Here is a 24,062-nt window from a genome sequence, read left to right as displayed (position 1 = left end):
ATGGGCTTGATCTCCGAGGTGCTGCTGCTGCCGTTCGCCCCGGTGCGCGGCAGCGGCTGGGCCATCCGGCAGGTGCTCCGGGAAGCGGAACGCATCTACTACGACCCTGCCACGATACGGGCCGAACTGGGTCGGCTGGAGGAGCAGTTGGAGGCCGGAGAGATCACCGAGGAGGAGTTCGACCGGCAGGAGGACGAACTCCTCGACCGGTTGGAGACCGCAACGCGCACCGGCGCGGGTACAGGGGACGGGACGGCACCACGATGAACCGAATGGGACTGGGCCTCGCGATCGGGGCCGGATACCTCCTCGGACGGACCAAGAAGCTGAAAATGGCGGCCGCCGTCGGCGGCCTGGTGGCGGGCAAGAAGCTGAACCTCAGCCCGCGCATGGTCGCCGACCTGGTGTCCCGGCAACTGCGGGACAATCCGCAGTTCAAGGAGATCGGCGACCAGCTGCGCGGTGATCTGCGGGGCGTCGGCAAGGCGGCCTCCGGCGCGCTGGTCGAGCGGCAGCTCGACTCCCTCGCCGACCGGCTGCACGGTCGTACCGCCGACATGCGGAACCGGCTGACGGGCAGCGGTTCGAAGGACGACGCCGACGAGGAACGCGCCGAGGACGCGGAGGCGGAGGAGACGGAGGCGGAGGACCGGGAGCCGCCGGACGAGGACGAGCCGGCCTCCGAGCGGCCGGCCAAGAAGGCGGCCGCCAAGAAGGCACCGGGGAAGAAGGCCGCCCCCGTGAAGAAGGCGGCGGAGAAGAGGGCGGCTCCCGCGAGGAAGACGGCGGCGAAGAAGACGGCGGCCGCGTCCCGCGGTGCCCGCTCCCGTACGCCGAAGGGAGGCGGTGAGTGATGACCGAGACCCTCGGACGGGCCGGCTCCGCCGCACAGAACGGCGCGTCGAAGAACCCGCTCGCCGACGTGGCCCACAGCGAGGCCGCCGACCGGCTCAAGGGTGAACTGCAGGACTACCTCGCGGCCCAGGCCACCCGGCTGCTGACCGGTCTCGGCCACAAGCTCGGCGAGACCACGAACAAGCTCAACGACATCGCCGAGGGCAACAGCCCGGGCTTCGCCAAGCTCGCCCTCGACGGCGGCCGCAAGATCGCCGAGGGCAAGAGCCCCCTGCGCAGCGCCGTCGAACTCGGCGCCTCACGGGCCAAGGACAACGTGATGGGTGCGCTCAAGGGCCTCGGCGGCGGCAAGGGCAAGCGGAAGAGCTCGGCCGGCAAGAAGCCCACCGTCATCATGGAGTACATCGATGTCGGCGTCCCGCTGCGCACGGCGTACGACCAGTGGACCCAGTTCCAGGACTTCAGCACCTTCGCCAAGGGCGTCAAGAGCGCCAACAAGTCCGACGACGTCATGTCGGACTGGCAGGCGAAGATCTGGTGGTCCAACCGCAGCTGGAAGGCGAAGACCACCGAGCAGGTCCCCGACGACCGCATCGCCTGGTCCTCGGAGGGCGCCAAGGGCACGACGAGGGGCGTCGTCTCCTTCCACCGCCTCGCCGACAGCCTCACCCGCGTCCTGCTGGTCATCGAGTACTACCCCACGGGTTTCTTCGAGAAGACGGGCAACATCTGGCGTGCCCAGGGCCGCCGCGCCCGGCTCGACCTGAAGAACTTCGCCCGCTTCATCACCATCAAGGGCGAGGCCGAGGACAGCTGGCGGGGCGAGATCCGCGACGGCGAGGTCGTCCGCAGCCACGAGGACGCCCTCGCCGAGGAGGAGGACGAAGCCTCCTCCGAGGAGGAGAGCGAGACCCCTTCGGACGAGTACGACGAGGAACCCGGGGACGAGGACGAAGCCGGGGCCGAGTACGAGGACGAAGCCGGCACGGAACCCGAGGAGGAGTACGAGCCGGAGGACGAGGAGGAGCCCGAGGCCGAGGAACCCGAGGAAGCCGAGGAACCCGAGAAGTCCGAGGACGCGTACGAGGAGGACGAGTACCCGGAGGACGAGTACGAGGACGAGACCGAGGCCGAGGCCGAGGACGAGCAGCCCGAGAGCCGGAGCCGCCGATGACGACCCCCAGCCGGCTTCCCGAGCCGTACGGCCAGGGCAGTGGTGCCAATCTCGCCGACATCCTGGAAAGGGTGCTCGACAAGGGCGTCGTGATAGCGGGTGACATCCGCATCAACCTGCTGGACATCGAACTCCTCACCATCAAACTGCGGCTCGTCGTCGCCTCCGTCGACAAGGCGAAGGAGATGGGGATCGACTGGTGGGAGTCCGACCCGGCGCTGTCCTCGCGCGCCCGGCGCGACGAACTGGCCAGGGAGAACGCGGAGCTGCGTGAGCGGCTGGCCCGGCTGGAGGAACTGGGGCCGGCGCCCCGCCGCGCACAGGAGGAGGGTTCGTGACCGGACTGCGGTACGTCTACGCGGTCTGCCGCCCCTACGGCACGCCGCTCCAGGCCCAGCTGACCGGAGTCGGAGGCGATCCGCCCCGGCTGCTGCCCCACCACGGCCTGGTGGCCGTCGTCAGCCACGTACCCGAGGCGGACTTCGCGGAGGGACCGCTGCACGCGCACCTGGAGGACCTCGACTGGCTGACCGCGGTCGCCCGCGCCCACCAGGGCGTGATCGACGCGCTCACCACCGTCACGACCCCGCTGCCGCTGCGGCTCGGCACCGTGTTCCGCGACGACAGCGGCGTACGGACCATGATGGAGGCGCGCGAGGAGAGCTTCCTGCGCACCCTGGACCGGCTGGAGGGCCGGGTCGAGTGGGGCGTCAAGGTCTACGTCGAGTCGGACCGGACGCCGGAGGCTTCCGCCGCGCCCGCGCCGAAACCGGCGTCCGGCCGGGACTATCTGCGACAGCGGCGAATGCAGACGAAATCGCAGGACGATCTGTGGCAGCGGGCCGAGACGTTCGCGACCCGGCTGCACGAGACCCTTTCCGGGGCCGCCGAGGACTCCCGGCTGCACGCACCGCAGAATCCCGCGCTCTCCGGCGCCTCCGGACGCAATGTGCTCAATGCCGCCTACCTCGTACCCCGCGCGAAATCCGAGGAATTCGTGGAAGAGGTGGACCGTACGAAGGACGGCGTGCCCGGAATACGCGTCGAACTCACCGGCCCCTGGGCGGCCTATTCGTTCGCCGGTGAGGAAGCCGCCGAGGGGGAGGGCCGGTGACCGTCGTCGAACGCCGTGAGATAGCCCTGGTGGACCTGCTCGACCGGCTGCTGGCCGGCGGGGTCGTCATCAAGGGGGACATCACGCTGCGCATCGCGGACGTCGACCTGGTCCGTATCGACCTCAACGCGCTCATCAGCTCGGTCAACGCGCGGGTCCCCTCGCCCTTCGAGGACTCGCCGTGACGGCCGCCCCCGACGACGGGCGGCACGTGGAGCCGCACGGAGACCGGCGCAGGAGCCTGGACCTGGAGCCGGACACGGTCGAACGCGACCTGATCAAACTGGTGCTCACCGTCGTGGAACTGCTGCGCCAGCTCATGGAGCGCCAGGCGGTGCGACGGTTCGACGAGGGGGACCTGAGCGAGGAGCAGGAGGAGCGGGTCGGGCTCACCCTCATGCTGCTCGAGGACCGCATGGCGGAACTGCGGGACCGCTACGGACTGCGGCCCGAGGACCTGAATCTGGACCTCGGGCCGCTCGGACCGCTGCTTCCCCGGGACTGACGTCCGGGACGGGAGATCCCCCGGACCTGGTCCGGGGGATCTCCCGTCCCCCACTCACCACCGGTACCAGCGGCCCCTGCCCCCGCCCGCCGACGTGCTGCGCGTGAAGAACCCCGGAAGCCACACGAGCGGAACCGCCGGGCGCTCCACCGGAGAACCTTCACCGCAGATCCGGCGCCGAAAAGAATTTCGGCGCCAGCAGCAGGACCAGAAGAACGGGAACCATGACGTCGAACCTCCTGGCATTCTGATCGCACGGAGAACGCTGCTCAGGCTTCCTTGCGGCAGAGAACCTCACCGTGCAGCACGCCGAACCAGCCGTCCTCCCGGTCGCCCCACTCCCGCCACGCCCCGGCCACTTCCCGCAGCTGCTGCCGAGTGGCGTGGCCGCCGTCGACCGCCCGCGCGGCATAGGCCGACGCCACCGTGCGGTCCGCCCACAGGCCGCTCCACCAGGCCCGCTCCCCGGCGGTCGAGAAGGTCCAGGTGGCCGAGGTCGCGGTGACGTCCGTGAAGCCCGCGGCGAGCGCCCAGGACTTCAGCCGCCGCCCGGCGTCCGGCTCGCCCCCGTTGGCCCGGGCCACCCGCCGGTAGAGGTCCAGCCAGTCGTCCATGCCCGGTGACAGGGGATACCAGGTCATCGCCGCGTAGTCCGAGTCCCGGACGGCGACGAAACCGCCCGGCCTGGTCACCCGCCGCATCTCGCGCAGCGCCCCCACCGGATCGCCCACGTGCTGGAGCACCTGATGGGCGTGGACCACGCAGAACGTGTCGTCCGGGAAGTCCAGCGCGTGCACGTCCCCCACCGTGAAATCGGTGTTCCTCAGCCCCCGCTCGCCGGCCACCGCCCGGGCCCGCTCCAGAATCCCCGGCTCCCGGTCGAGGCCGGTGACGTGCCCGTCGGGAACGAGCCCCGCCAGATCCGCGGTGATGGTGCCGGGACCGCACCCGATGTCCAGGATCCGCATATGGGGCTCGAGGACCCCGAGGAGGTACGCCGCCGAGTTCTCGGCGGTCCGCCAGGTGTGCGACCGCAGCACCGACTCGTGGTGGCCGTGCGTGTAGACGGCGGTCTCCCGTGCTTCCGGCATGACGAACCCACCCCTTCCACTCTCGTAGGAGGGCACTCACGCTACGCCCGTCAGCCGTATGGTGAGACTCACGTTTCACATTCTGGGAAACCCTTGCCGGAAACCGTTTGCCACCTGCACCGACGACCCCGCACAATCCCCACCATGGGTCATCTGGAAGCCGCGCACCTCGAGTACTACCTCCCCGACGGGAGGGCGCTGCTGGGCGATGCCTCCTTCCGGGTGGGGGAGGGGGCCGTCGTGGCCCTCGTCGGACCCAACGGCGCGGGCAAGACCACCCTGCTGCGCCTCCTCGCGAGCGAGCTGAAGCCGCATGGCGGCTCCGTCACCGTCACCGGCGGCCTCGGCGTCATGCGCCAGTTCGTCGGCTCCGTACGGGACGGGACGACCGTGCGCGACCTGCTGGTGTCCGTGGCGCAGCCCAGGATCCGTGAGGCCGCCCGCGCCGTCGACACCGCCGAACACGCGATCATGACCGTCGACGACGAGGCCGCCCAGCTGGCGTACGCGCAGGCCCTCGCCGACTGGGCCGAGGCGCGCGGGTACGAGGCCGAGACGCTGTGGGACATCTGCACCACCGCCGCGCTGGGCGTGCCCTACGAGAAGGCGCAGTGGCGCGAGGTCCGCACCCTCTCCGGGGGCGAACAGAAGCGCCTGGTGCTGGAGGCGCTGCTGCGCGGCACCGACGAGGTGCTGCTGCTCGACGAGCCGGACAACTACCTCGACGTACCCGGCAAACGCTGGCTCGAGGAACGGCTCGCCGAGACCCGCAAGACCGTCCTCTTCGTCTCCCACGACCGCGAACTCCTCGCCCGCGCCGCCCAGAAGATCGTCTCCCTCGAACCGGGCCCCGCGGGCGCCGACGCATGGGTGCACGGCGGCGGCTTCGCCACCTTCCACCAGGCCCGGCAGGAACGCTTCGCCCGCTTCGAGGAACTGCGCCGCCGCTGGGACGAGAAGCACGCCCAGCTGAAGAAGCTGGTCCTGACGCTGCGTCAGGCAGCCGAGAACAGTCCGGACATGGCGTCCCGCTACCGCGCCGCCCAGACCAGGCTGCGCAAGTTCGAGGAGGCCGGCCCGCCGCCGGAGCCCCCGCGCGAGCAGGACATCAGGATGCGTCTCAAGGGCGGCCGTACCGGAGTACGCGCCGTCACCTGCGAGCGGCTCGAACTCACCGGCCTGATGAAACCCTTCGACCTGGAGGTCTTCTACGGCGAACGGGTCGCCGTGCTCGGCTCCAACGGCTCCGGCAAGTCCCACTTCCTGCGCCTGCTCGCCGGCGACGGCGTGGCCCACACCGGGAACTGGAAACTCGGCGCGCGCGTGCTGCCCGGACACTTCGCGCAGACCCACGCCCACCCCGAACTGCTGGGCCGCACCCTCCTGGACATCCTGTGGGCCGAACACTCCCAGGACCGGGGCGCCGCCATGTCACGCCTGCGGCGGTACGAACTGACCCAGCAGGCCGAGCAGACCTTCGACCGCCTCTCCGGCGGTCAGCAGGCCCGCTTCCAGATCCTGCTCCTGGAACTCCAGGGCGTCACGGCCCTGCTCCTCGACGAGCCGACCGACAACCTCGACCTGGAATCGGCCGAAGCCCTCCAGGAAGGCCTGGAGGGCTTCGAGGGCACGGTTCTCGCCGTCACCCACGACCGCTGGTTCGCCCGCTCCTTCGACCGCTTCCTGGTCTTCGGCAGCGACGGCCGGGTCAGGGAGACCTCCGAACCGGTCTGGGACGAACGCCGGGTGGAACGAGTGCGGTAAGCACCCCGCTCTCACTTCCAGCGCAGCAGCGCGCCCAGTCCGCCGACCGGCGTGTCGTCCCGCGCGTCCGGCGCCGCGGCCACCGACAGCGCGGGCGCGCCCGTCGCGACCGCCGACCGGATCAGTGCGTCGTCCGCCCGCGCCGACCAGGAGTTCTGCTCGCCGAGCACCTTCAGGTCCGTACGCCGCACCGCCAGCTGGTCCGGATCCTCACCGATCCACACCTCACGGTGCGTGTCGGCCGAATCCGGCCGGATCAGCAGTTCGTCGATCCGGTGCTCGCGCGCGGCCTCGACCAGCGCCGGCACGCCCTCCACGGCACCCGTGCGGCCCTCGTCGTCGGGGCCCCGGGCGGCGAGGAACCGCTCCAGCTCCGCCGCGGCCCGGTCGCGGACGTGATCCGCGCGGATCCGCTCCACGTCCTCGTCGAGCAGTCTGCTGCCGGCCCCGTGCGAGGCCTCGACCACCAGGCCGTGCAGCCGCTGCGGCAGCCGTTCGCGCACGGAGCGCTGCTCACGGTCGTCACCGACGAGGATCAGCAGATCGGCGCCGGTCTCCTCGTGGCAGACGGCGAGCGCGTCGGCGATCTCCGCGGCGTTGTGCTCCCAGGTGCTCTCCACCCGCAGCTGGAAATGGCGCTCCGACCAGTCCACGGAACCGGTCCGGTGCAGCGGCCACTGCCGCCCGGTGACACCGCCGACGTCGTCCCGGCCGAGCGCGCTGCGCAGCTCGAAGTCCGCGCCCCTGCGGTCGACGTAGGCGACGACGCACACCGGGTCCTCGCCGGCCAGCTCGAGCAGCGGCGCGACCCTGGGCAGCGGCGCCCACCGGGCCCGGTCGCGCTGCGGGGACCGGGCCAGCGGCGGGTCGAGCACCACCTCGCCGTCCCGGGCGAACATCGCGCGGCCGTGCGGCTCACCGGAGTGCCGCAGATCCTCCAGCGCGCGGCGCACCGCCTGACAGGTCGCCTTGTCCGCCCCCTGGTCGGCCAGCTCCCCGGCCATCGCCTGGGCCGTCAGCCGCCGTTCCTGGGGGGTGTTCTCCGTGTGCCGGGAGGTGTCGACGTAGACGGAGGCCCAGGGGCCGGGACGTTCGTAGAGTGGATGCAGGAAAGCGAGTTCCATGGCTCCCTCCCGGTTGGCGTTCGGGGTAGTGCTCGGCCGGTCGGGCGGGTACCCGAACCGTATGGACACACACGACGAGCGGGGCACCACGATGACCGGAGTCGAGCCGGACCGCCTGGACGACCAGCAGCTCATGAAGGAGCTGGAGACCATCCACCGCACGCGTCACGACACACTGCTGTACGGCTCCAACGACGCGCTGAGGGTCCACAACGAGCGGATGGCGCAGCTGGAGGGCGAGTACCTGCGCCGCAACCCGCGCCGCCCGGTGGCCGCGGGCCGCACCCGAGAAGGTGCCCGGGAGCGGGGCGCCGCGGACACCACGACACCCACGACCCCGGGCTCCTGAACCCGGGTCCCGGGTCGCCTACGAGTTCTTCTCCGCCCCGAACACCTCGAGATACGTCTCGCAGAACGCCTTGAGATCGTCCGGCTTGCGGCTGGTGACCAGTTTGTTCGGCCCGTGGTCGCACACCTTCACCTGCTCGTCGACCCAGGTGGCGCCGGCGTTGCGCAGGTCGGTCCGCAGGCTGGGCCAGCTGGTCAGCACCCGGCCCCGGACGACGTCGGCCTCGACCAGGGTCCAGGGGGCGTGGCAGATCGCGGCGACCGGCCGGCCCTGTTCGAAGAAGTCCCGCACGAACGCGACGGCTTTGTCGTCCATGCGCAGGAAGTCCGGGTTGGCCACCCCGCCCGGCAGCACCAGCCCGCCGAAGGAGTCCGCCGACGTCTCGCCGACGACCTCCTGCACGGGGAAGGTGTCCGCCTTGTCGAGATGGTTGTACGCCTGGATCTTCCCCGGGCCCGTCGACACGAGCACCGCTTCGTGACCGGCGTCCACGGCCGCCTGCCACGGCTCGGTCAGCTCCACCTGCTCAACGCCCTCGGGCGCGGTCAGGAATGCGATTCGCATGATGTCACTACGTCCCTTCGTTCAGCTGTTCCTGTCCGGTTCCGCATGGCCGATGCCGGCCGGCGCCGAGCCGGGCTCCCGCGCCTCGGCCGGATCGCCGAGACTCACCGGCCCGACCGGCAGACCGCCCTCGACCACCGGGATCCGGCGTATCGCGTGCTCACGCATCAGGGCGACGGCCGAGGACACCGGGTCGTCCGGGGCGAGCGCCAACGGGTCCGGCGCGCACATCGACCCCGCGCTCATCCCGAGCGGATCCGCGCCCCGGGCGACCGCCCGGACCGTGATGTCGCGGTCGGTGAGCACGCCGACGACCCGCTGTCCGCCGGCCCCCACCACGTCGCCGATGTTCTGGGTGCGCGTCAGCCGCGCCGCCTCGACGATCGAGGCGTCCGGGCGCACGGCGACCACGCCCGCAGTCATCACGTCCTTGACGAACTCGGCCATGACCGAGGCCTCCCTGTCGTTCCCGGCCGTCCGGGGCACCGCGGGCCGGCCCGCGGTGCCCCGGACGGACCGGTCACGCGGTCTCCGTCTCCCGGGACCGGGTCAGTGCCTCGGCCAGCTCCTGGACGTTGTGGTAGCGGGCCTGGCGCGGCAGCCGCTCCAACGCCTCGATGAGCGTGTCGGGCGCGTACCGCCGGTCCAGGGCGCGCATCAGCTCGCGCGGGCCCGCGGGGAACGCCCCGCGGCCCAGGATCCTGGCCAGTTCCAGCCGCACCGACTCCAGTGACGTCGGGCCGCGGCCCGGTGTCACCGGGCCGCGCGCGACCTCGGGGTCGTCGTCGGCGAACGGCTCCGGGTCGTGCCACTCCTCGGTGCGGGTGGGGTGCCCGGACCGCAGCAGACCCTGCAGTTCGTGCTTCATCTCGTCGTCGCGGTGGACGCTGAGCCGGTCGCTGCCTCGCTGCATGTCTCCCTCCAGATCCTTTGGGGTGCGCACCGCGTACCCGGGGAGCGGAGAGCGACACGGGGGTTCGGGTGCCGGATCGGCACGGCCCGGTGTTTGGCCGCCGGAGGGCGGGAGACCCGCATCCCCACGCCCCCCACGCGCCTCCCGGAAAGGACAGGCCATGGCGGTGCTCGCCGTGCTCATCCCGCCACTCATGCTCGGCGTGATCCTGATGCTGGGCCGCTACGAGGAACTCCTGCTGCCGCCCGCACCGCCCGAGGCCGATCCGCCCGAAGCCCGGCTGGGGGGTTTGGGGCGGTGAAACGGGGGCAGGCGCAGCTCCAGTGCTTCGGACAGGAGGCACGTCCGTGGAGGCGGTGTCGCGCCGCTCCGGGCGCACCTGTCCCCCGACCGGTGCGCTCGCCACGGTGACCGTCCGTCCCCGAGCGTCCCCCCGAGGGAGCTGCGACGCACCATGCCGATCCGAGCGACCGCGAAACACCCGCACGACGACGCCCCCGACACCGCAGCCGCCTTCCACAGGCTCGCCGCACTGCCCCCCGGCCCGGAGCGGGACGCGCTCCGTGACGAGGTCGTCGAGGCCTGGCTGCCCATGGCCGACCGCCTCGCCGGACGCTTCCGCAGCCGCGGCGAGAGTTTCGACGACCTGCGCCAGGTCGCCGCGCTCGGCCTGGTCAAGGCCGTCGACCGGTACGACCCCGACCTCGGCAACGCGTTCGAGAGCTATGCCGTGCCGACCATCACCGGCGAGATCAAACGGCACTTCCGTGACCACATGTGGACCCTGCACGTACCGCGCCGGGTCCAGGACCTGCGCAACCGCGTCCGGCACTCCTCCCAGGACCTGTCCCAGAGCATCCCCGGCCGCCGGCCGACCGTGGCCGAGATCGCCGAGCACGCCGATCTGAGCGAGGAGGACGTCCGTACCGGACAGGGGGCGCTGGAGAGCTTCAGCACGCTGTCCCTGGACGCCGAGCTGCCCGGCAGCGACGACGGCTACTCGCTCGGCGACGCCCTCGGCGCGCCCGACCCGGCGCTGGACACCGTGGTCGACCGCGAGGCCGTCAGGGAACGGCTGGCCGCGCTGCCCGAGCGGGAGCGGGCCATCCTCTACATGCGGTTCTTCGGCGACATGACGCAGAGCAGCATCGCCGAGGAACTGGGCATCTCCCAGATGCACGTCTCCCGCCTGATCAGCCGCTGCTGCGGCCGGGTACGGGAGCAGGTCATGGGGGACGCCGGCGAGACGTAGGGGCCGCGTCCGGATCCCGCCGGGGCGCGGGGCCCGGTACGCGTTTTCCCCGGCCGCCCTTCACCCGCTCGGGTGTGCCCGGTCCCGCCAATGGTGTCCGGCGGCGAGCGGTGCGGCGGTGATGGGGCTGTGATGGCTGTGGGGCGTGACCGAACGCCGTGCCCCCGCCGTCGCTCGAAGGAGCCCGCACCATGCGCCGCACCGTCCGTGCCCTGTCCCTCGCCGCCGCCACCGGTGCCGCCCTCGCGGCGCTCGCACCGGCCGCGTTCGCGGGCACCGTTCCGGACGACGGGGCTTCCTGGGGAACCGCCTCCCATTCGCCCTGCCCGGAACCCGAGGAACACGAGTGGGAACCGGATGCCCTCGAACCCGCCGGACCCGAGGAGGTCGTACCGAGGAGCACGGCCCTGGACGACCTCGACGCCGACCTCGACGCCGACCTCGATGCAGACCTCGATGCCGGCCTCGGTCTCGAAGCAGAGATCCCCGCCCCCGAGGAAAGCGACCCTGCCGCACCCGGGGCCGTCGAACCGAAGGCGCTGAAGCCCGAACCCACCGAATCCAGGGCTCCCCACTCCAAGCCCAGCGAGTCGAAAGCCACCCCCTGCACCGACGCCCCCGCGCACCAGGGGGTCCACGCCGGCGAGGGCGGTGCCTTCACCGATTCCGTACCCGCGCTGGCCGCCGGCGGTCTGCTGATCGCGGGCGCGTTCGGCGCCGCCGCGCACCGCGTGTACCGGGACCGCACCACCCGCGCGGACAGTTGACGCCCGCCGCCCCCCATGGCACGCGGCACGCTGGGTACTGACTGGCTTGAGCCCTCTCGTCACCTCCCCGCCGGGCCCGCCCTCCGGGCGGAGGGCGGGGAGGTGACGACAGGACGTGGAGCACGGGCCGGCGCCGGGCACGACGCCGGGGAACTGCGCGGAGGTAGGGATGCGGCGGACGGATCCGGAAGGCCACGGCCCCGTCCGGTTCGGGCCGGCGCTCCCCGAGGACGGGCTGCCCGTCCTGCCCGAACTGTCCGCCGTACTCGCCGCCGCGGCCTCCCGCGCCGGCGCCGAACCGGTCGGCGGCGGGCCCGCCCTGCTGGACGCGGCCTGCGGCTACGGCGACCGGCGCGGACTGCCCGCCGCCCCCGACCGGGTGGCCGTCGCCCCCGGCGCCCCCGCCCTGCTGGTGGCGCTGACCGCCGCCATCGGCGGCGACGTCCTGGTGCCCCGCCCCTGTGCCGCCTGGTGGGCCCCCTACGCCCGCCTGCTCGGCCGCCCCGCCTTCCACGTGCCGACCCCGGCCGGGAGCGGCGGCGTCCCCGACCCGTACGCCCTGCTGGAGACCGTGCGCCGGCTGCGGGCCGAGGGCGGCGACCCGCGCCTGCTGGTGCTCTCCGTCGCCGACGACCCCACCGCCGGCGTCGCCCCGCCCGAGCAGCTGCACGAGACCCTGGAGGCCGCCGTCGGCGAGGGGCTCCACCTGGTCAGCGACGAGACCTGGCGCGACACCCTGCACGACCCGCACGACACCGTGCTGCTCAGCCCCGCCGAGATGCTGCCCGACCGGGTCACCGTCGTCACCGACCTGGCCGGTGCCCTGCTCCCGCCGGGCTGGCCGGCCGCGGTGGCCCGCTTCCCGGCGGGCGAGGACGGAAGCGCGCTCCACGCGCGCGTGCTCGACGTGCTCACCGCGCTCGACGCGCGCGTCGCCTCCCCCGTCGCCGCCGCGGCGGCGTACGCGCTGTCCGAACCCGAACCGGTCACCGCGCGCGTCGCCGACGCCGTACGCCTGCACGCGCACGTGGCCGCCGCCGCGCACCGCGCCGTCGTCGCCGCGGGCGCCCTCGCCAGGCCCCCCTGCTGCGGCCGGCACCTGTACGTGGACCTCACCCCCCTGGCCCCCGCGCTCGACGCGCACGGCGTCGGTGACGCCCAGGAACTGGAGGACTTCCTCACCACCCGGCTCGGCATGCCCGCACCGGGCGGTCACCGCTTCGGCGACGATCTCGAAGCACCGCGCGTACGGCTGTCCACCGCCCCCCTGCTGGGCGACACCGCCGAACTGCGCGCGGAGGGCCTGGGTTCACCCGCCCCCCTGGAACTGCCGCAGGTGCGAAACGCGTTGACCCGACTGACCACGGTCTTCGACGATCTCCGTGACGACGCTCGGCGACGGGAGCCCCCTCGATGACGCAGTGTCCCGGGCCGACCGTGGGAACGCCCCCGCATCCGGCGCCCGGGAAGCCGGCGACCCGGCCGCCCCGTACCCACACCACCCGGCCGCTCCACGGAAATCCGGTCCTGGAGCAGTTCACCGGGTCCGTGCCGCCCGGAGGAGGACGGGCCCGCTCCGGCGAACACCTGCGGGACCCGCCGGCGGGCGGCTCCAGGACCCCGCCCTGACCGGGACCGCCGTCACCGGGACCGGCTCACCCCGCCGTCCCCCGCATCCGCCGCCACAGGCCCGGGGCCACACTGATCAGCACCGTCAGCACGATCGCCGCCAGCACGCCCTGCCACGGCTCGGCGAACAGCGAACCGCCGAGGACACCGATCAGCTGGTACGTCACCGCCCAGGCCAGACAGGCCGGCAGGTTGCCCCGCGCGAAGCGCCGCATCGGCCACTTCGCGACCAGACAGGCCAGCATCACCGGCAGCCGCCCGGCCGGGATCAGCCGGGACAGCACCAGCACCGCCACTTCGTGGTCGGCCAGCTTCTGCTGCGCCTGCGCCAGCCGGTCCTCCGGGGCGCGCTCCCGGATCGCCTCCAGCCAGCGGGAGCCGTTCTTCGACTTCATCCCGCGCCGCCCCAGCCAGTACAGCGCCGTGTCCCCGAGGAACGCCGCCAGTGACGCCGTCACGAAGATCAGAGCCATCGAGAACGGCGCCGCCCGGTGGAAGGCGACCACGGCCGCCGAACTGACCAGCGCGCCCGTCGGCACCACCGGCACCAGCGCCCCGATCAGCACCAGCAGGAACAGCGAGGGGTAGCCGACGGCCTGCTGGGTGAAATCGGGCGCCACGGCCGGCAGGGCCGCCGACGACAGTGACGCACCGACCGCCTGGCCCGGGACGGCGGGAAGGATCACCGCGCGACCTCCAGGCGCACGCGCTCCCCGTGCGCCAGCCGGTGCACCGATACGCCGGGCGCGTGCCGGGCGGCCTGCCGCTCGAACTCGTACCCCGGCGCGTGGAACTCGTGCGGGCGCACGGCGTCCATCCCGATCGGCCAGTAGGTGCCGTAGTGCACCGGCACCGCGCTGGACGCCCCCAGCCGGGCCAGCGCCTCGGCCGCGCGCCCCGCGTCCAGATGGCCCTCGCCCAGGTACGGCCCCCAGCCGCCCACCGGGAGCAGCGCCACGTCGACCGGTCCGACCTCCTTGGCCATCTCGTCGAACAGGCCGGTGTCCCCGGCGAAGTACGTCCGCGCCTCGCCCTCCAGGACATAGCCGAGGGCGGGGGAGCGGTACGGCCCGACCGGCAGCCGCCGCCCGTCGTGCCGCGCGGGCACGGCCCGTACGACCAGGTTGCCGACCGTCGTCACATCGCCGGGCACCACCTCGCTCACGCCGAGATGCGTGAGCCGGCGCAGCCCCGGCACCGCGCGTGGTGCGCCCCGGGGCACGAGCAGGCGCGTGCCCGGGGCGAGCCGGGCCAGCGACGGCACGTGCAGATGGTCGGCGTGCAGATGGGAGACCAGGGCCACGTCCGCGTGCCGGGCCTCGGCCGGCGGCACCGCACCGCGCCGGCGCCGCAGATGCGCGAGCCGACGGGCGAACAGGGGGTCGGTGAGCACCCGTGTGTGCGAGTCCTCGACCGTGCAGGTGGCGTGACCCCACCAGGTGACCTCCACCGGCACCTCTTCGCCTCCTTCGCGCGACTCCCCGAAGCCTACGTGCAGGAGTAGGGTCGGCGGCGAAAACCGGAGGTGAGGGGGACGCCATGGGACCGGTGCGGGTGACGGCGATCGCGAGTCTGACGCCGCTGGAGGAACTGGACGCCGATCCCTTCCTGGTGGACTCCCGCGGTCAGCACGCCATGTGCGCCCGCTGGGCCGCCGAGCACGGCTATGTGGTGGCCCGGGAACTCCTCGTACGGGCACTGCGGCCCGATCACTGCGTGCTGTGGGACGGAGTGCGGCCCGGGGCCGATCTGTTCGTGGCGCCCAGCCTGCGGGTACTGGAGCGTGCGCTGTCCTCCGTGGAGGAGTTCACCGAGGAGTGCGCGCGGCGCGGGGTGCGCGTGGAGACGGTCGGCCGTGCCGAACCGTCGTACGACGCGGCGATGAAGGCCCGTGTGCACCGGCGGCTGTCGCTGCCGACGGCCGGATACGACGGCCGCTGAGCCGCCGACGGCCCGCGCGACGGGGGACGGAACGCCCCGTCCGGCCGTTGTGACAGGGTGGGGACGGGCCAGGTCGGCCGGGACGTGAGGTGTGCGGGGCGTGGGTGGCGGGTGGTGGCGACGGGTCGCCAGTCAGATCGGGCGGAGTGTCGCCGTGTGGGCGGTCTCCACGCTCACCATGCTGCTGCTCGCCGGCATCCTGCCCGACTTCCGGCTGCGCTCGGCCGACGGCGACAGCGCCACGGACATCGCGGTCACCGCCGCTTTCGGCGCCGGTGCCTTCGGTCTGCTGTCCGCCCTGGCCTGGCCGCTGCTGGTGCGCCTGCTGCTGCTCGTGCCGGCGCTCGTCCTGGGCCTGCTGGTGTTCTTCCTCAACGGCGCCCTGCTGTGGCTGGCCCTGCACGTCACGCCGGTCGAACGGGGCGCCGCCGCACCGGAGACGGCGGTCGTGGTCGCCGCCGTGATGTCCGCCGTCGCCTCCGCCACGGGCGCCGCCCTCGCCGTACGCGACGACGACGCCTACCGCCGCCGCCTCTACCGCCTCGCCGACCGCAGACGGGGCTCCGCCCCGCCCTGCCCCGCCACCCCCGGCACCGTCTTCCTGCAACTCGACGGCGTCGGCCACGACATCCTGCTGCACGCCGTCGGCAAGGGACTGATGCCCACCGTCGCCCGCTGGCTCGGCACCGGCACCGGCGGCGACCGCCCCTCCCACCGGCTCACCCCCTGGCGCACCGACTGGTCCAGCCAGACCGGCGCCAGCCAGCTCGGCATCCTGCACGGCAGCAACCACGACGTCCCCGCCTTCCGCTGGTACGAGAAGGCCCGCCGTGAGGTCATGGTCTGCAACCGGCCCACCAGCGCCGCCGAACTCCAGGCCCGTGCCATCGAGTACTCCGGCCACGCCGGGCTGCTCGCCACCGACGGCGCCAGCCGCGGCAACCTGTTCAGCGGCGGCGCCGACGAACAGGCCCTGGTGCTCTCCATCGCCACCCGCCGCCGCGGCCCGGCGGCCCGCTCCCGCGCGGGCTACTTCGCCTACTTCTCCGACCCCGCCAACGCCGTGCGCACCGCGCTCTCCTTCATCGCCGAGGTGGGCCGGGAGATCGGCCAGTCCACCCGGACCCGGTTCCGGGGACAGCGCCCGCGTGTCTCCCGCGGTGGTCTCTACCCGTTCGTACGGGCCTTCGCGACCGTCGTCGAACGGGACGTCGTCGTCGCCGCCGTGACGGGGGACCTGCTCGCCGGCCGCACCGCCGTCTACGCCGACCTGGTGGCCTACGACGAGGTCGCCCACCACTCCGGGCCGGCGAGCCGGGACACCGAGAAGGTCCTCCAGCGCCTCGACCGCGCCCTCGCCCTGATCGAGAGCGTCGCCGAGCACGCCCCCCGCCCCTACCGGATCGTCGTCCTCTCCGACCACGGGCAGAGCCCCGGCGAGACCTTCCGCTCCCGCTACGGCCTCACCCTCGGCGACCTGGTGCGGGCCGGCTGCGGGCTGCCCGTGCCGCGCCGGGCCCGGCACACCCGCAGCGGCGCCGAGGCCCGCGCCGCCGTCCGCGCGGCGCTGCGCCGCCCCGTCGAGGAGGGCGCCGAACAGTACCGTCCCTCCCGCGGCTCCGAACCCGTCGTGCTCGCCTCCGGCAACCTGGGCCTGATCTCCTTCCCGGACGTGCCGCACCGGATGACCAAGGAGGAGATCGACGCCCGCCATCCCGCGCTGCTGGCGACCCTCGCCAACCACCCCGGCATCGGCTTCCTCCTCGTCCGCAGCGAACGCCACGGCGGGGTCGTCCTCGGCGCGTACGGCGCGGAGATCCCGCTGGACGAGCTGGACGACAACCCCGGCCCGCTGGCCGCGTTCGGCCCCGGTGCCGCCGATGTCGTGCGCCGCACCCACACCTTCCCGCACACCGCCGACATCATGGTCAACTCCTTCCACGACCCCGCCGACGGAGAGGTCCTCGCCTTCGAGGAGCAGATCGGCTCCCACGGCGGCCTCGGCGGCGCCCAGTCCCGCCCCTTCCTGCTCTCCCCGCTCGCGCTGTCCGCGCCCGTCCACGAGGGGGCGGAACTCGCCGGCGCCGAACAGATCCACCAGGTGCTGCGCCGCTGGCTGACCGAGTCGGACGAGGCGGACGTGCCCGCGGAGCCGGACCGGGAGCGCGCGGCCTGAGCGACCGTTGATCAGCCGGCGGCGGTCGCGGATGATGGCGCGATGGACCAGGCCGCCGCGTACACGTTGGACGAACTCCGGAAACTGGACCCGGCGGTGCGCACGGACGTCCTGCGCGTCCTGGACCGCGTCGTCCGGGACCTCCCCGTCCACTGGAGCCGCCGCGAGGGGGTGCCCCAGCTCATGGTGTTCCTCGACGGCCACGGGGATGCCCGGACGGAGCGGACCGGCCTGCGGGAGCTGGCCCGGCACGGGTTCCTCGACGAGTTCCACCGTTGGGTCCGCGGGGTCCCGGCGGAGAAGGCGGAGGAGCACGGCTGCGCCGCCCTGGTGTACGGCGACCGTATCCACGCGAGGATCAACCGGATCGGCCCCTTCGGGTCGGCCCGGTTCGCTCCGGACACCCGCGCACACGTCTGCGTGGCGCACCGGGACCTGCTGATGGCGCCCGGTTTCTCGTTCACCTTCGACATCGAGGGCCGGCTCTTCCCGCGGCTGGTGTTCCACGACTGGGTGTCCGAGACCCTCGACCGTGCCCGGCTCCGCTGAAAACGCGTTGCCCCGTCTCCGCGGGACGCAGTTCACTGGACCCGGCGCCCCTCGCGACCCGCGTGTTCCGGTACGACCGCCGGCGGTCCGCGCGCCCCCTTCCGACCTCCCCGAGACCCTCAGGAGCCCTTGCGTGCAGGCAGTCGTCACCGTCACCCCCGCCCGCGTCCCGGAGCTGCTGCTCGGTCTCGCGACCGTGCGGCCGGTGTTCCTCTGGGGAGCGCCCGGCATCGGCAAGTCCTCCCTGGTCAGGGAGTTCGCCGAGTCACTGGGGCTGGAGTGCGTGAGCCTGCTGGGCACCCAGCTCGCCCCCGAGGACCTGATCGGCGTCCCACAGATCCGGGACGGCCGCTCGGTCTTCTGCCCGCCGGAGGCGATCGCCCGCGACGAGCCGTACTGCCTGTTCCTGGACGAGCTCAACGCGGCCACCCCTGACGTGCAGAAGGCGTTCTACTCGTTGATCCTGGACCGCCGGATCGGCGACTACGAGCTGCCCAAGGGCTCCATCGTCATCGGCGCCGGCAACCGCGCCACCGACAACGCGCTCGCCCGTCCCATCGCCTCCGCGCTGGTCAACCGCCTCACCCACGTCCATCTGGAGGCGTCCGCCAAGGACTGGCTGGTCTGGGCGGCGAACAACGGCGTCCACCCGTGGATCACCGACCACCTCACCGACCGCCCCGACCACCTGTGGTCCAAGCCGCCGAAGACCGAGGAGCCGTTCTCCACACCCCGGTCCTGGCACATGCTCTCCGACGCGCTGCACTCCTTCGGCCGGGACCTCGACGAGGACACCCTGAAGGTCATCGCGCACGGCACGCTGACCCCCGCGCACGCGGTCGCCTTCTGCGGTTACGTCAAGATCGTGCGCAGCCGGTTCGGCATCGACGCCGTCATCAAGGGCGAGGCCCGCTGGCCGCACCGCATCGAGGACCGCGACCTGCTCTACTACCTCGCCGAGTCGTTCCGCGGACGCCTGGTCAAGGAACTGCCCGCGAGCAAGGAGCACATGTCGGCCAACGGCCGTCAGACCGCGTACCGCGCGAAGTCGCTGCTGGTGCAGCTCGCCGAGATCTCCGTCGAGGTCGCCCGAACCGTCGTCGCCTCCGACAGCGAAGGCAACCCGGTCCTGCCGTCCTGGTTCCTCGTCGAGGCGGCCCGCGACATGCCCCGGCTGGTGGAGGCGCGCCGGTGAGCCGTGCCCGCGCGAAGGGGCCGAAGAAGCGGGACCTCGCGCAGGAGGCGTTCGACGCGGGACTGCGGCTGATGCGGGCCAACCCGGCGCTGGCCACCGTCGACTTCGACGTCTGCCGCAAGGAGAACTGCGTGCTCGCGCCCCGCGACGGGCTGGTGCGCGTGGACTCCGAGGCCGTCCTGCATGCCCACCCGGACCGCGTGGCCGACCCTGACACCTGGGCGTGGGCCCTCGCGCACGCCGTCCTCCACCTCGGCTTCGGCCATGTCCCGGCCGCCAAAGGCGTGCGTGAGCAGCCCGACCACTGCGACCTCGCCGCCCGCTGCGTGGTCGTCAACCGCTTCCTGCTCGGCTTCCCCGTCGGCAGGACCCCCGACGACCTGCCCGCTTCCTATCCCGACGGCGACGAGGAGCGGCTCGCCGCCCGCTGGCGCCGGGACGGGGTCCCGGCCGTGTACGAACGCTGTGGCACGGCCGGCGGCGAGGCGGACCTGTTCCTCACGGAGTGGTTCGGCTGGTACGGACAGCCGCCGGACCACCAGCTCGCGTTCGCCACCGCCCTCACCCGCACCGTGTCCGCCGCGATGGACATGGCGGGCGGCCGCCTCGACAGCCTGGACGGCAAGCCGGTCCCACGACGTCCCTGGGAGCGGGCGCTCGGCTGGTTCGTCTCCTCCTACCCGCTGCTCGGCGGCATCGCGGCCGGCATCACCCTGGTCGCCGACGCCGAACTCGCCCGCGCCCACGGCATCTCCGTCGCCGCCGTGGACGCCGAGGCCGGCGAGATCTACGTCAACCCGCTGCGGCGGCTGGAGGACGAGGAGTGGCGGTTCGTCCTCGCCCACGAGATGCTGCACGCCGCCCTGCGCCACGGCGACCGCTGCGGCGGCCGCGACCCGTACTTGTTCAACGTGGCCTGCGACTTCGTCGTCAACGGCTGGCTGGAGGAGATGCGGGTCGGCACGATGCCCGAGGGCCTGCTGTACGACAAGGAGCTCGCCGGGCTGTCCGCCGAGGAGGTCTACGACCGGATCACCGTCGACCTCCGCCGCATGCGCCGGTCGGCCACGCTACGAGGCAAGGGACTCGGCGACATCCTCGGCGGCCCCCTCGGCCCGCCCCGCGACTGCGTCGACCTCGACGGCTTCTACCGCCGTGGCCTCGCCCAGGGCCTGGACCTGCACGACCGGCAGGAGCGCGGCTTCCTGCCCGCCGGCCTGGTCCAGGAGATCCGCGCGCTCAGCCATCCGCCGCTGCCCTGGGACGCCCGGCTCGCCCGCTGGTTCGACGAGTTCGTGCCGCGCCCCGAGCCGCTCCGGTCGTACGCGCGTCCCTCCCGCCGCCAGGCGTCCACCCCGGACATCCCCCGCGCGGGGCGGTACTTCCCGCCCGAGGAGATCGCCCGCTGCACCTTCGGCGTCGTCCTGGACACCTCCGGTTCCATGGACCGGGTCCTGCTCGGCAAGGCACTGGGCGCCATCGCCTCGTACGCCGGGGCCCGTGACGTACCGGCCGCCCGCGTGGTGTTCTGCGACGCGGCACCGCACGACGCCGGCTATGTGCCGGTCACCGAGATCGCCGGGCGGGTGCGGGTGCACGGCCGGGGCGGCACCGTGCTCCAGCCCGGCATCGACTTCCTCCAGCGCGCCGACGACTTCCCGCCCGCCGCGCCGGTGCTCGTCATCACCGACGGCTGGTGCGACGTCCTGCGGGTCCGGCGCGAGCACGCCTACCTGATCCCGCAGGGCGCGCGGCTGCCGTTCACGGCGAGGGGGCCCGTCTTCCGGGTGAGTTGAGCCGTGATGTGATCGGATGGGGGCGGGCACCCGGTGACACGGGCGCCCGGACCGAGCACAGCCGGACACACGGCCGGACATTTTCGAAAGGATGCGTCATGGCAGCCACGCGCTCCGCACACACCGTTTGGGAAGGCAACCTGTTCAAGGGCAGCGGGGTCGTCGCCTTCGACTCCTCCGGCAGCATCGGTGAGCAGCCGGTCACCTGGGCGTCGCGTGCCGAGGAGGCGAACGGGAAGACCAGTCCGGAGGAGCTGATCGCCGCCGCGCACTCCAGCTGCTTCTCGATGGCCCTGTCCAACGGTCTCGACAAGGCCGGCACCCCGCCGACCCGTCTGACGACCTCCGCCGACGTGACCTTCGTGCCCGGTGAGGGCATCACCGGCATCCACCTCACCGTCGAGGGCACCGTCCCCGGCCTGGACGAGGCCGGTTTCGTCGCCGCCGCCGAGGACGCCAAGGTGAACTGCCCCGTCAGCCAGGCGCTGAAGGGCACGGACATCACCCTGACGGCGAAGCTCGCCTGACCCGCTCGCCGCGCCGAGCCACCGCAGGCCGCTCCCTTCCGGGGCGGCCTGCGGCACGCCCCCTCCCGGAGCCGACCACCATGACGCCACGCCCCGCCGTCTCCGCCCACCGGGGCGGCTGCGAGCGCGCCGCCCCGGCGACCTGGGAGGCGTACGAGGACGCGCTCGCGTCCGGCGCGGAGTACGTCGAGTTCGACGTACGGCGCACGGCGGACGGGGTCTTCGTCGTCCACCACGACCCCCGCGTACGCCACACAGGACCGCCGCTGTCCACCCTCACCCACGCCGAGCTGAACGAGCGCGCCGGATACCCCGTGCCCGTCGTGGACGAGGTCATGGAACTGGTCGCCGGGAAACTCGTCGCCCATCTGGACCTCAAGGAGACCGGCCACGAGCGGGAGCTGATCGACCGCGCGGTCGCCCTGCTCGGCGAGGACGGACTCGTCGTCACCACCCTCGAGGACCGCTCCGTCGCCGCCGTCACCGCCGCCCGTCCGCGGGTGCGCACCGCGCTGTCCCTCGGCCGGGACGGCAAGGACATCCGCCGGGGCCGGCTGGTGGGGACCCGGATCGGCGAGCTGCTGCCCATGCGCCGCGTCCACGCCTGCGGCGCCCACGGGGTCGCCGTGCACTGGCGCCTGGCCCGCGCCACCGTGCTGCGCGAGGCCGCGCGCAACAGACTGTTCACCATGGTGTGGACGGTCAACGAGGACGCGGCGCTGCGCGGCTTCCTCGGCGACCCGCGCGTGGACGTGCTGATCACCGACCGGCCCCGCCGCGCCGTGGCCCTGCGCGACCACCCGCCTCATTGACAACCACCCGTTCAAACTATTGACAACAGGCCGCTCAAGTTTTGTGCTGGAAGTCCGGAGAGGTGCCCTGGCGGAAGGGGACAGCGATGGGACGTGCGGTCGGAATCGACCTGGGAACCACGAACTCGGTGGTGGCCGTGCTGGAGGGCGGTGAGCCCACCGTCATCGCCAACGCGGAGGGCGCTCGCACCACCCCCTCGGTGGTGGCCTTCGCCAAGAACGGCGAGGTGCTGGTCGGCGAGGTCGCCAAACGGCAGGCCGTGACGAACGTCGAGCGCACCGCCCGCTCGGTCAAGCGGTACATGGGCGACGCGCACTGGCGGTTCCCCGAACAGGAATCCGTCGACGGCACCCGCTACACGGCGCAGGAACTGTCCGCCCGGGTGCTGCAGAAGCTGCGCCGGGACGCCGAGTCCTACCTCGGCGAGGACGTCACCGACGCGGTCATCACCGTACCGGCGTACTTCGACGACACCCAGCGGCAGGCCACCAAGGAGGCCGGGGAGATCGCCGGCCTCAAGGTGCTGAGGATCGTCAACGAGCCGACGGCGGCGGCACTGGCGTACGGCCTGGACAAGGAGAACGACCAGACCGTCCTCGTCTTCGACCTGGGCGGCGGCACCTTCGACGTGTCGCTGCTCGACATGGGCGAGGGCGTCATCGAGGTGAAGGCCACCAACGGCGACACCCACCTGGGCGGCGACGACTGGGACCAGCGCGTCGTGGAGTACCTCGCCAAACGCTTCAAGGGGCAGTACGGCGTCGACCTGGCGCAGGACAAGATGGCCGTACAGCGGCTGCGGGAGGCCGCCGAGAAGGCGAAGATCGAGCTGTCCTCGTCCACCGAGACCTCGATCAACCTGCCCTACATCACGGCCTCCGCCGAAGGGCCCCTGCACCTCGACGAGAAGCTCACCCGCGCCCAGTTCCAGGAACTCACCGAGGACCTCCTCGAGCGTTGCAAGAAGCCCTTCCACCAGGCCGTCAAGGACGCCGGCGTGCAGCTCTCCGCGATCGACCACGTCATCCTGGTCGGCGGCTCCACCCGGATGCCCGCCGTCACCGACCTGGTCCGCGAACTCACCGGCAAGGAGCCGCACAAGGGCGTCAACCCCGACGAGGTCGTGGCCCTCGGCGCCGCCCTCCAGGCGGGTGTCCTCCGCGGCGACGTCAAGGACGTCCTGCTCCTCGACGTCACCCCGCTGTCCCTGGGCATCGAGACCAAGGGCGGCATCATGACCAGGCTGATCGAGCGCAACACCACGATCCCCACCCGGCGTTCGGAGATCTTCACCACCGCCACCGACAACCAGCCCTCGGTCGGCATCCAGGTCTACCAGGGCGAACGCGAGATCGCCGCCTACAACAAGAAGCTCGGCGTCTTCGACCTCACCGGCCTGCCCCCGGCCCCGCGCGGCGTCCCGCAGATCGAGGTGGCCTTCGACATCGACGCCGACGGCATCATGCACGTCTCCGCCAAGGACCTCGCCACCGGCCGCGAACAGAAGATGACCGTCACCGGCGGCTCGGCCCTCCCCAGGGACGACATCGACCGCATGATGCGCGACGCCGAGCAGTACGCCGAGGAGGACCGCAAACGCCGAGAGACCGCCGAGACCCGCAACCAGGCCGAACAACTCGCCTACCAGACCGAGCGGTTCCTGCGGGACAACAGCGACAAGGTGCCGGGAGACACCAGGGCGGAGGTCGAGTCGGCCGTCACGGAGGTGAAGCGGCTGCTGGAGCAGGAGTCCTCCGACACCGCCGGACTGCGCGCCGCCGTCGAGGAACTCGCCTCCGTCAGCCAGAAGATGGGCCAGGCGATGTACGCGGGTACCCAGCAGACCCCGGCCGAGGGAACCGAACAGCACACCCCACCGCAGGACGACGGCGTCGTCGACGCGGAGATCGTCGACGACGACAAGGACACCGGCCGGCGGGAGAACGGCGCCGCCTGACCCGAAG

General features: G+C 72.7%; 28 protein-coding genes and 1 pseudogene. 21 read left to right on the top strand and 8 right to left on the bottom strand.

All coding sequences use genetic code 11. The annotated features are described in order from the left end of the window. The 7 genes from ACH4VX_RS29615 to ACH4VX_RS29585 are packed head-to-tail and all read left to right on the top strand — an operon-like array spanning position 1 to position 3,648. Complete coding sequence (locus tag ACH4VX_RS29615) at positions 1-267, top strand: gas vesicle protein GvpG (RefSeq protein WP_398371629.1); 267 nt, start codon at positions 1-3, stop codon at positions 265-267. After that, on the top strand, positions 264-854 hold the full coding sequence (locus ACH4VX_RS29610; protein ID WP_398371627.1) for a DNA primase: 591 nt from the start codon (positions 264-266) through the stop codon (positions 852-854). The genes ACH4VX_RS29615 and ACH4VX_RS29610 overlap by 4 nt, the downstream gene beginning before the upstream one ends. Continuing rightward, positions 854-2,029, top strand: a complete 1,176-nt coding sequence (locus tag ACH4VX_RS29605) for an SRPBCC family protein (protein WP_398371625.1) — start codon at positions 854-856, stop codon at positions 2,027-2,029. The genes ACH4VX_RS29610 and ACH4VX_RS29605 overlap by 1 nt, the downstream gene beginning before the upstream one ends. Continuing rightward, positions 2,026-2,367, top strand: coding sequence for a gas vesicle protein (locus ACH4VX_RS29600; RefSeq protein ID WP_385044790.1), 342 nt, complete (start codon positions 2,026-2,028; stop codon positions 2,365-2,367). Before ACH4VX_RS29605 ends, ACH4VX_RS29600 begins: the two co-directional genes overlap by 4 nt. Then, positions 2,364-3,143 carry a GvpL/GvpF family gas vesicle protein gene (locus ACH4VX_RS29595; RefSeq protein ID WP_398371623.1) on the top strand — a complete coding sequence of 260 codons (780 nt, stop codon included), beginning with the start codon at positions 2,364-2,366 and terminating at the stop codon, positions 3,141-3,143. Before ACH4VX_RS29600 ends, ACH4VX_RS29595 begins: the two co-directional genes overlap by 4 nt. Then, a complete protein-coding gene (locus ACH4VX_RS29590) occupies positions 3,140-3,328 on the top strand; it encodes a gas vesicle protein (protein WP_371237096.1) in 189 nt (62 codons plus the stop codon). Before ACH4VX_RS29595 ends, ACH4VX_RS29590 begins: the two co-directional genes overlap by 4 nt. Next, positions 3,325-3,648, top strand: coding sequence for a gas vesicle protein K (locus ACH4VX_RS29585; RefSeq protein ID WP_398371621.1), 324 nt, complete (start codon positions 3,325-3,327; stop codon positions 3,646-3,648). Before ACH4VX_RS29590 ends, ACH4VX_RS29585 begins: the two co-directional genes overlap by 4 nt. A 54-nt stretch (positions 3,649-3,702) precedes the next feature. Here ACH4VX_RS29585 and ACH4VX_RS29580 read toward each other — a convergent pair. Together ACH4VX_RS29580 and ACH4VX_RS29575 are read right to left on the bottom strand one after the other, a co-directional pair. Beyond that, a pseudogene (locus ACH4VX_RS29580) lies at positions 3,703-3,874 on the bottom strand (hydrophobic protein). Positions 3,875-3,917: 43 nt separating this feature from the next. Next, on the bottom strand, positions 3,918-4,739 hold the full coding sequence (locus ACH4VX_RS29575; RefSeq protein WP_398371620.1) for a methyltransferase domain-containing protein: 822 nt from the start codon (positions 4,737-4,739) through the stop codon (positions 3,918-3,920). Between the two features lie 144 nt (positions 4,740-4,883). Between ACH4VX_RS29575 and ACH4VX_RS29570 the strand changes: the two genes are divergently transcribed. Then, positions 4,884-6,503 (top strand): ABC-F family ATP-binding cassette domain-containing protein, encoded by a 1,620-nt coding sequence (locus tag ACH4VX_RS29570; RefSeq protein ID WP_398371618.1) that lies wholly within the window; start codon positions 4,884-4,886, stop codon positions 6,501-6,503. A gap of 11 nt (positions 6,504-6,514) precedes the next feature. On the opposite strand, the gene ACH4VX_RS29565 is transcribed toward ACH4VX_RS29570, so the two are convergent. After that, positions 6,515-7,627, bottom strand: a complete 1,113-nt coding sequence (locus ACH4VX_RS29565; RefSeq protein ID WP_398371616.1) for a Vms1/Ankzf1 family peptidyl-tRNA hydrolase — start codon at positions 7,625-7,627, stop codon at positions 6,515-6,517. A gap of 61 nt (positions 7,628-7,688) precedes the next feature. On the opposite strand from ACH4VX_RS29565, the gene ACH4VX_RS29560 reads away from it, so the two are divergent. Further along, positions 7,689-7,976 carry a DUF6158 family protein gene (locus tag ACH4VX_RS29560; RefSeq protein ID WP_398371614.1) on the top strand — a complete coding sequence of 96 codons (288 nt, stop codon included), beginning with the start codon at positions 7,689-7,691 and terminating at the stop codon, positions 7,974-7,976. 18 nt (positions 7,977-7,994) lie between these two features. Here ACH4VX_RS29560 and ACH4VX_RS29555 read toward each other — a convergent pair whose 3' ends face one another. From ACH4VX_RS29555 to ACH4VX_RS29545, 3 genes are all read right to left on the bottom strand, one after another. Then, positions 7,995-8,540 carry a type 1 glutamine amidotransferase domain-containing protein gene (locus ACH4VX_RS29555; protein ID WP_398371613.1) on the bottom strand — a complete coding sequence of 182 codons (546 nt, stop codon included), beginning with the start codon at positions 8,538-8,540 and terminating at the stop codon, positions 7,995-7,997. Between the two features lie 21 nt (positions 8,541-8,561). Next, a complete protein-coding gene (locus ACH4VX_RS29550) occupies positions 8,562-8,987 on the bottom strand; it encodes a CBS domain-containing protein (protein ID WP_398371611.1) in 426 nt (141 codons plus the stop codon). 73 nt (positions 8,988-9,060) lie between these two features. Further along, positions 9,061-9,453: a DUF2795 domain-containing protein gene (locus ACH4VX_RS29545; RefSeq protein WP_398371610.1), complete on the bottom strand. Its 393-nt coding sequence runs from the start codon at positions 9,451-9,453 to the stop codon at positions 9,061-9,063. A 160-nt stretch (positions 9,454-9,613) separates the two neighbouring features. On the opposite strand from ACH4VX_RS29545, the gene ACH4VX_RS29540 reads away from it, so the two are divergent. The 4 genes from ACH4VX_RS29540 to ACH4VX_RS29525 all read left to right on the top strand — a co-directional run bounded on the left by ACH4VX_RS29540 (position 9,614) and on the right by ACH4VX_RS29525 (position 12,889). After that, positions 9,614-9,754, top strand: a complete 141-nt coding sequence (locus ACH4VX_RS29540) for a hypothetical protein (protein ID WP_398371608.1) — start codon at positions 9,614-9,616, stop codon at positions 9,752-9,754. A gap of 153 nt (positions 9,755-9,907) precedes the next feature. After that, on the top strand, positions 9,908-10,705 hold the full coding sequence (locus ACH4VX_RS29535; RefSeq protein ID WP_398371606.1) for an RNA polymerase sigma factor SigF: 798 nt from the start codon (positions 9,908-9,910) through the stop codon (positions 10,703-10,705). Between the two features lie 191 nt (positions 10,706-10,896). Further along, on the top strand, positions 10,897-11,472 hold the full coding sequence (locus ACH4VX_RS29530; RefSeq protein ID WP_398371604.1) for a hypothetical protein: 576 nt from the start codon (positions 10,897-10,899) through the stop codon (positions 11,470-11,472). Positions 11,473-11,641: 169 nt separating this feature from the next. Further along, positions 11,642-12,889: an aminotransferase class I/II-fold pyridoxal phosphate-dependent enzyme gene (locus ACH4VX_RS29525; protein ID WP_398371603.1), complete on the top strand. Its 1,248-nt coding sequence runs from the start codon at positions 11,642-11,644 to the stop codon at positions 12,887-12,889. A 238-nt stretch (positions 12,890-13,127) separates the two neighbouring features. Here ACH4VX_RS29525 and ACH4VX_RS29520 read toward each other — a convergent pair whose 3' ends face one another. Together ACH4VX_RS29520 and ACH4VX_RS29515 are read right to left on the bottom strand one after the other, a co-directional pair. Then, positions 13,128-13,745 (bottom strand): DedA family protein, encoded by a 618-nt coding sequence (locus ACH4VX_RS29520; RefSeq protein ID WP_398371747.1) that lies wholly within the window; start codon positions 13,743-13,745, stop codon positions 13,128-13,130. Positions 13,746-13,783: 38 nt separating this feature from the next. Then, positions 13,784-14,557: an MBL fold metallo-hydrolase gene (locus ACH4VX_RS29515; protein WP_398371601.1), complete on the bottom strand. Its 774-nt coding sequence runs from the start codon at positions 14,555-14,557 to the stop codon at positions 13,784-13,786. A gap of 83 nt (positions 14,558-14,640) precedes the next feature. Between ACH4VX_RS29515 and ACH4VX_RS29510 the strand changes: the two genes are divergently transcribed. The 8 genes from ACH4VX_RS29510 (at position 14,641) to dnaK (ending at position 24,055) form a co-directional block, all read left to right on the top strand. Then, complete coding sequence (locus tag ACH4VX_RS29510; protein WP_398371599.1) at positions 14,641-15,042, top strand: hypothetical protein; 402 nt, start codon at positions 14,641-14,643, stop codon at positions 15,040-15,042. 91 nt (positions 15,043-15,133) lie between these two features. Further along, positions 15,134-17,218, top strand: coding sequence for a phage holin family protein (locus ACH4VX_RS29505; protein ID WP_398371597.1), 2,085 nt, complete (start codon positions 15,134-15,136; stop codon positions 17,216-17,218). Between the two features lie 42 nt (positions 17,219-17,260). Continuing rightward, on the top strand, positions 17,261-17,767 hold the full coding sequence (locus tag ACH4VX_RS29500) for a hypothetical protein (RefSeq protein WP_398371596.1): 507 nt from the start codon (positions 17,261-17,263) through the stop codon (positions 17,765-17,767). A gap of 133 nt (positions 17,768-17,900) precedes the next feature. Further along, positions 17,901-18,962: an ATP-binding protein gene (locus ACH4VX_RS29495; protein ID WP_398371594.1), complete on the top strand. Its 1,062-nt coding sequence runs from the start codon at positions 17,901-17,903 to the stop codon at positions 18,960-18,962. Then, complete coding sequence (locus ACH4VX_RS29490) at positions 18,959-20,758, top strand: hypothetical protein (RefSeq protein ID WP_398371592.1); 1,800 nt, start codon at positions 18,959-18,961, stop codon at positions 20,756-20,758. Before ACH4VX_RS29495 ends, ACH4VX_RS29490 begins: the two co-directional genes overlap by 4 nt. 98 nt (positions 20,759-20,856) lie before the next feature. Then, a complete protein-coding gene (locus ACH4VX_RS29485) occupies positions 20,857-21,285 on the top strand; it encodes an OsmC family protein (protein WP_398371590.1) in 429 nt (142 codons plus the stop codon). Between the two features lie 80 nt (positions 21,286-21,365). Next, positions 21,366-22,097 (top strand): glycerophosphodiester phosphodiesterase family protein, encoded by a 732-nt coding sequence (locus ACH4VX_RS29480; protein ID WP_398371588.1) that lies wholly within the window; start codon positions 21,366-21,368, stop codon positions 22,095-22,097. Between the two features lie 86 nt (positions 22,098-22,183). Further along, on the top strand, positions 22,184-24,055 hold the full coding sequence (gene dnaK / locus ACH4VX_RS29475) for a molecular chaperone DnaK (protein WP_398371586.1): 1,872 nt from the start codon (positions 22,184-22,186) through the stop codon (positions 24,053-24,055). The last annotated feature ends 7 nt before the right edge of the window (positions 24,056-24,062 follow it).

It is taken from the genome of Streptomyces sp. NPDC020731 (assembly GCF_044334705.1).
Classification (GTDB): Bacteria; Actinomycetota; Actinomycetes; order Streptomycetales; family Streptomycetaceae; genus Streptomyces.
Note: the sequence above shows the minus strand (reverse complement) of the source record. Positions and strands in the feature narration are given on the sequence as shown.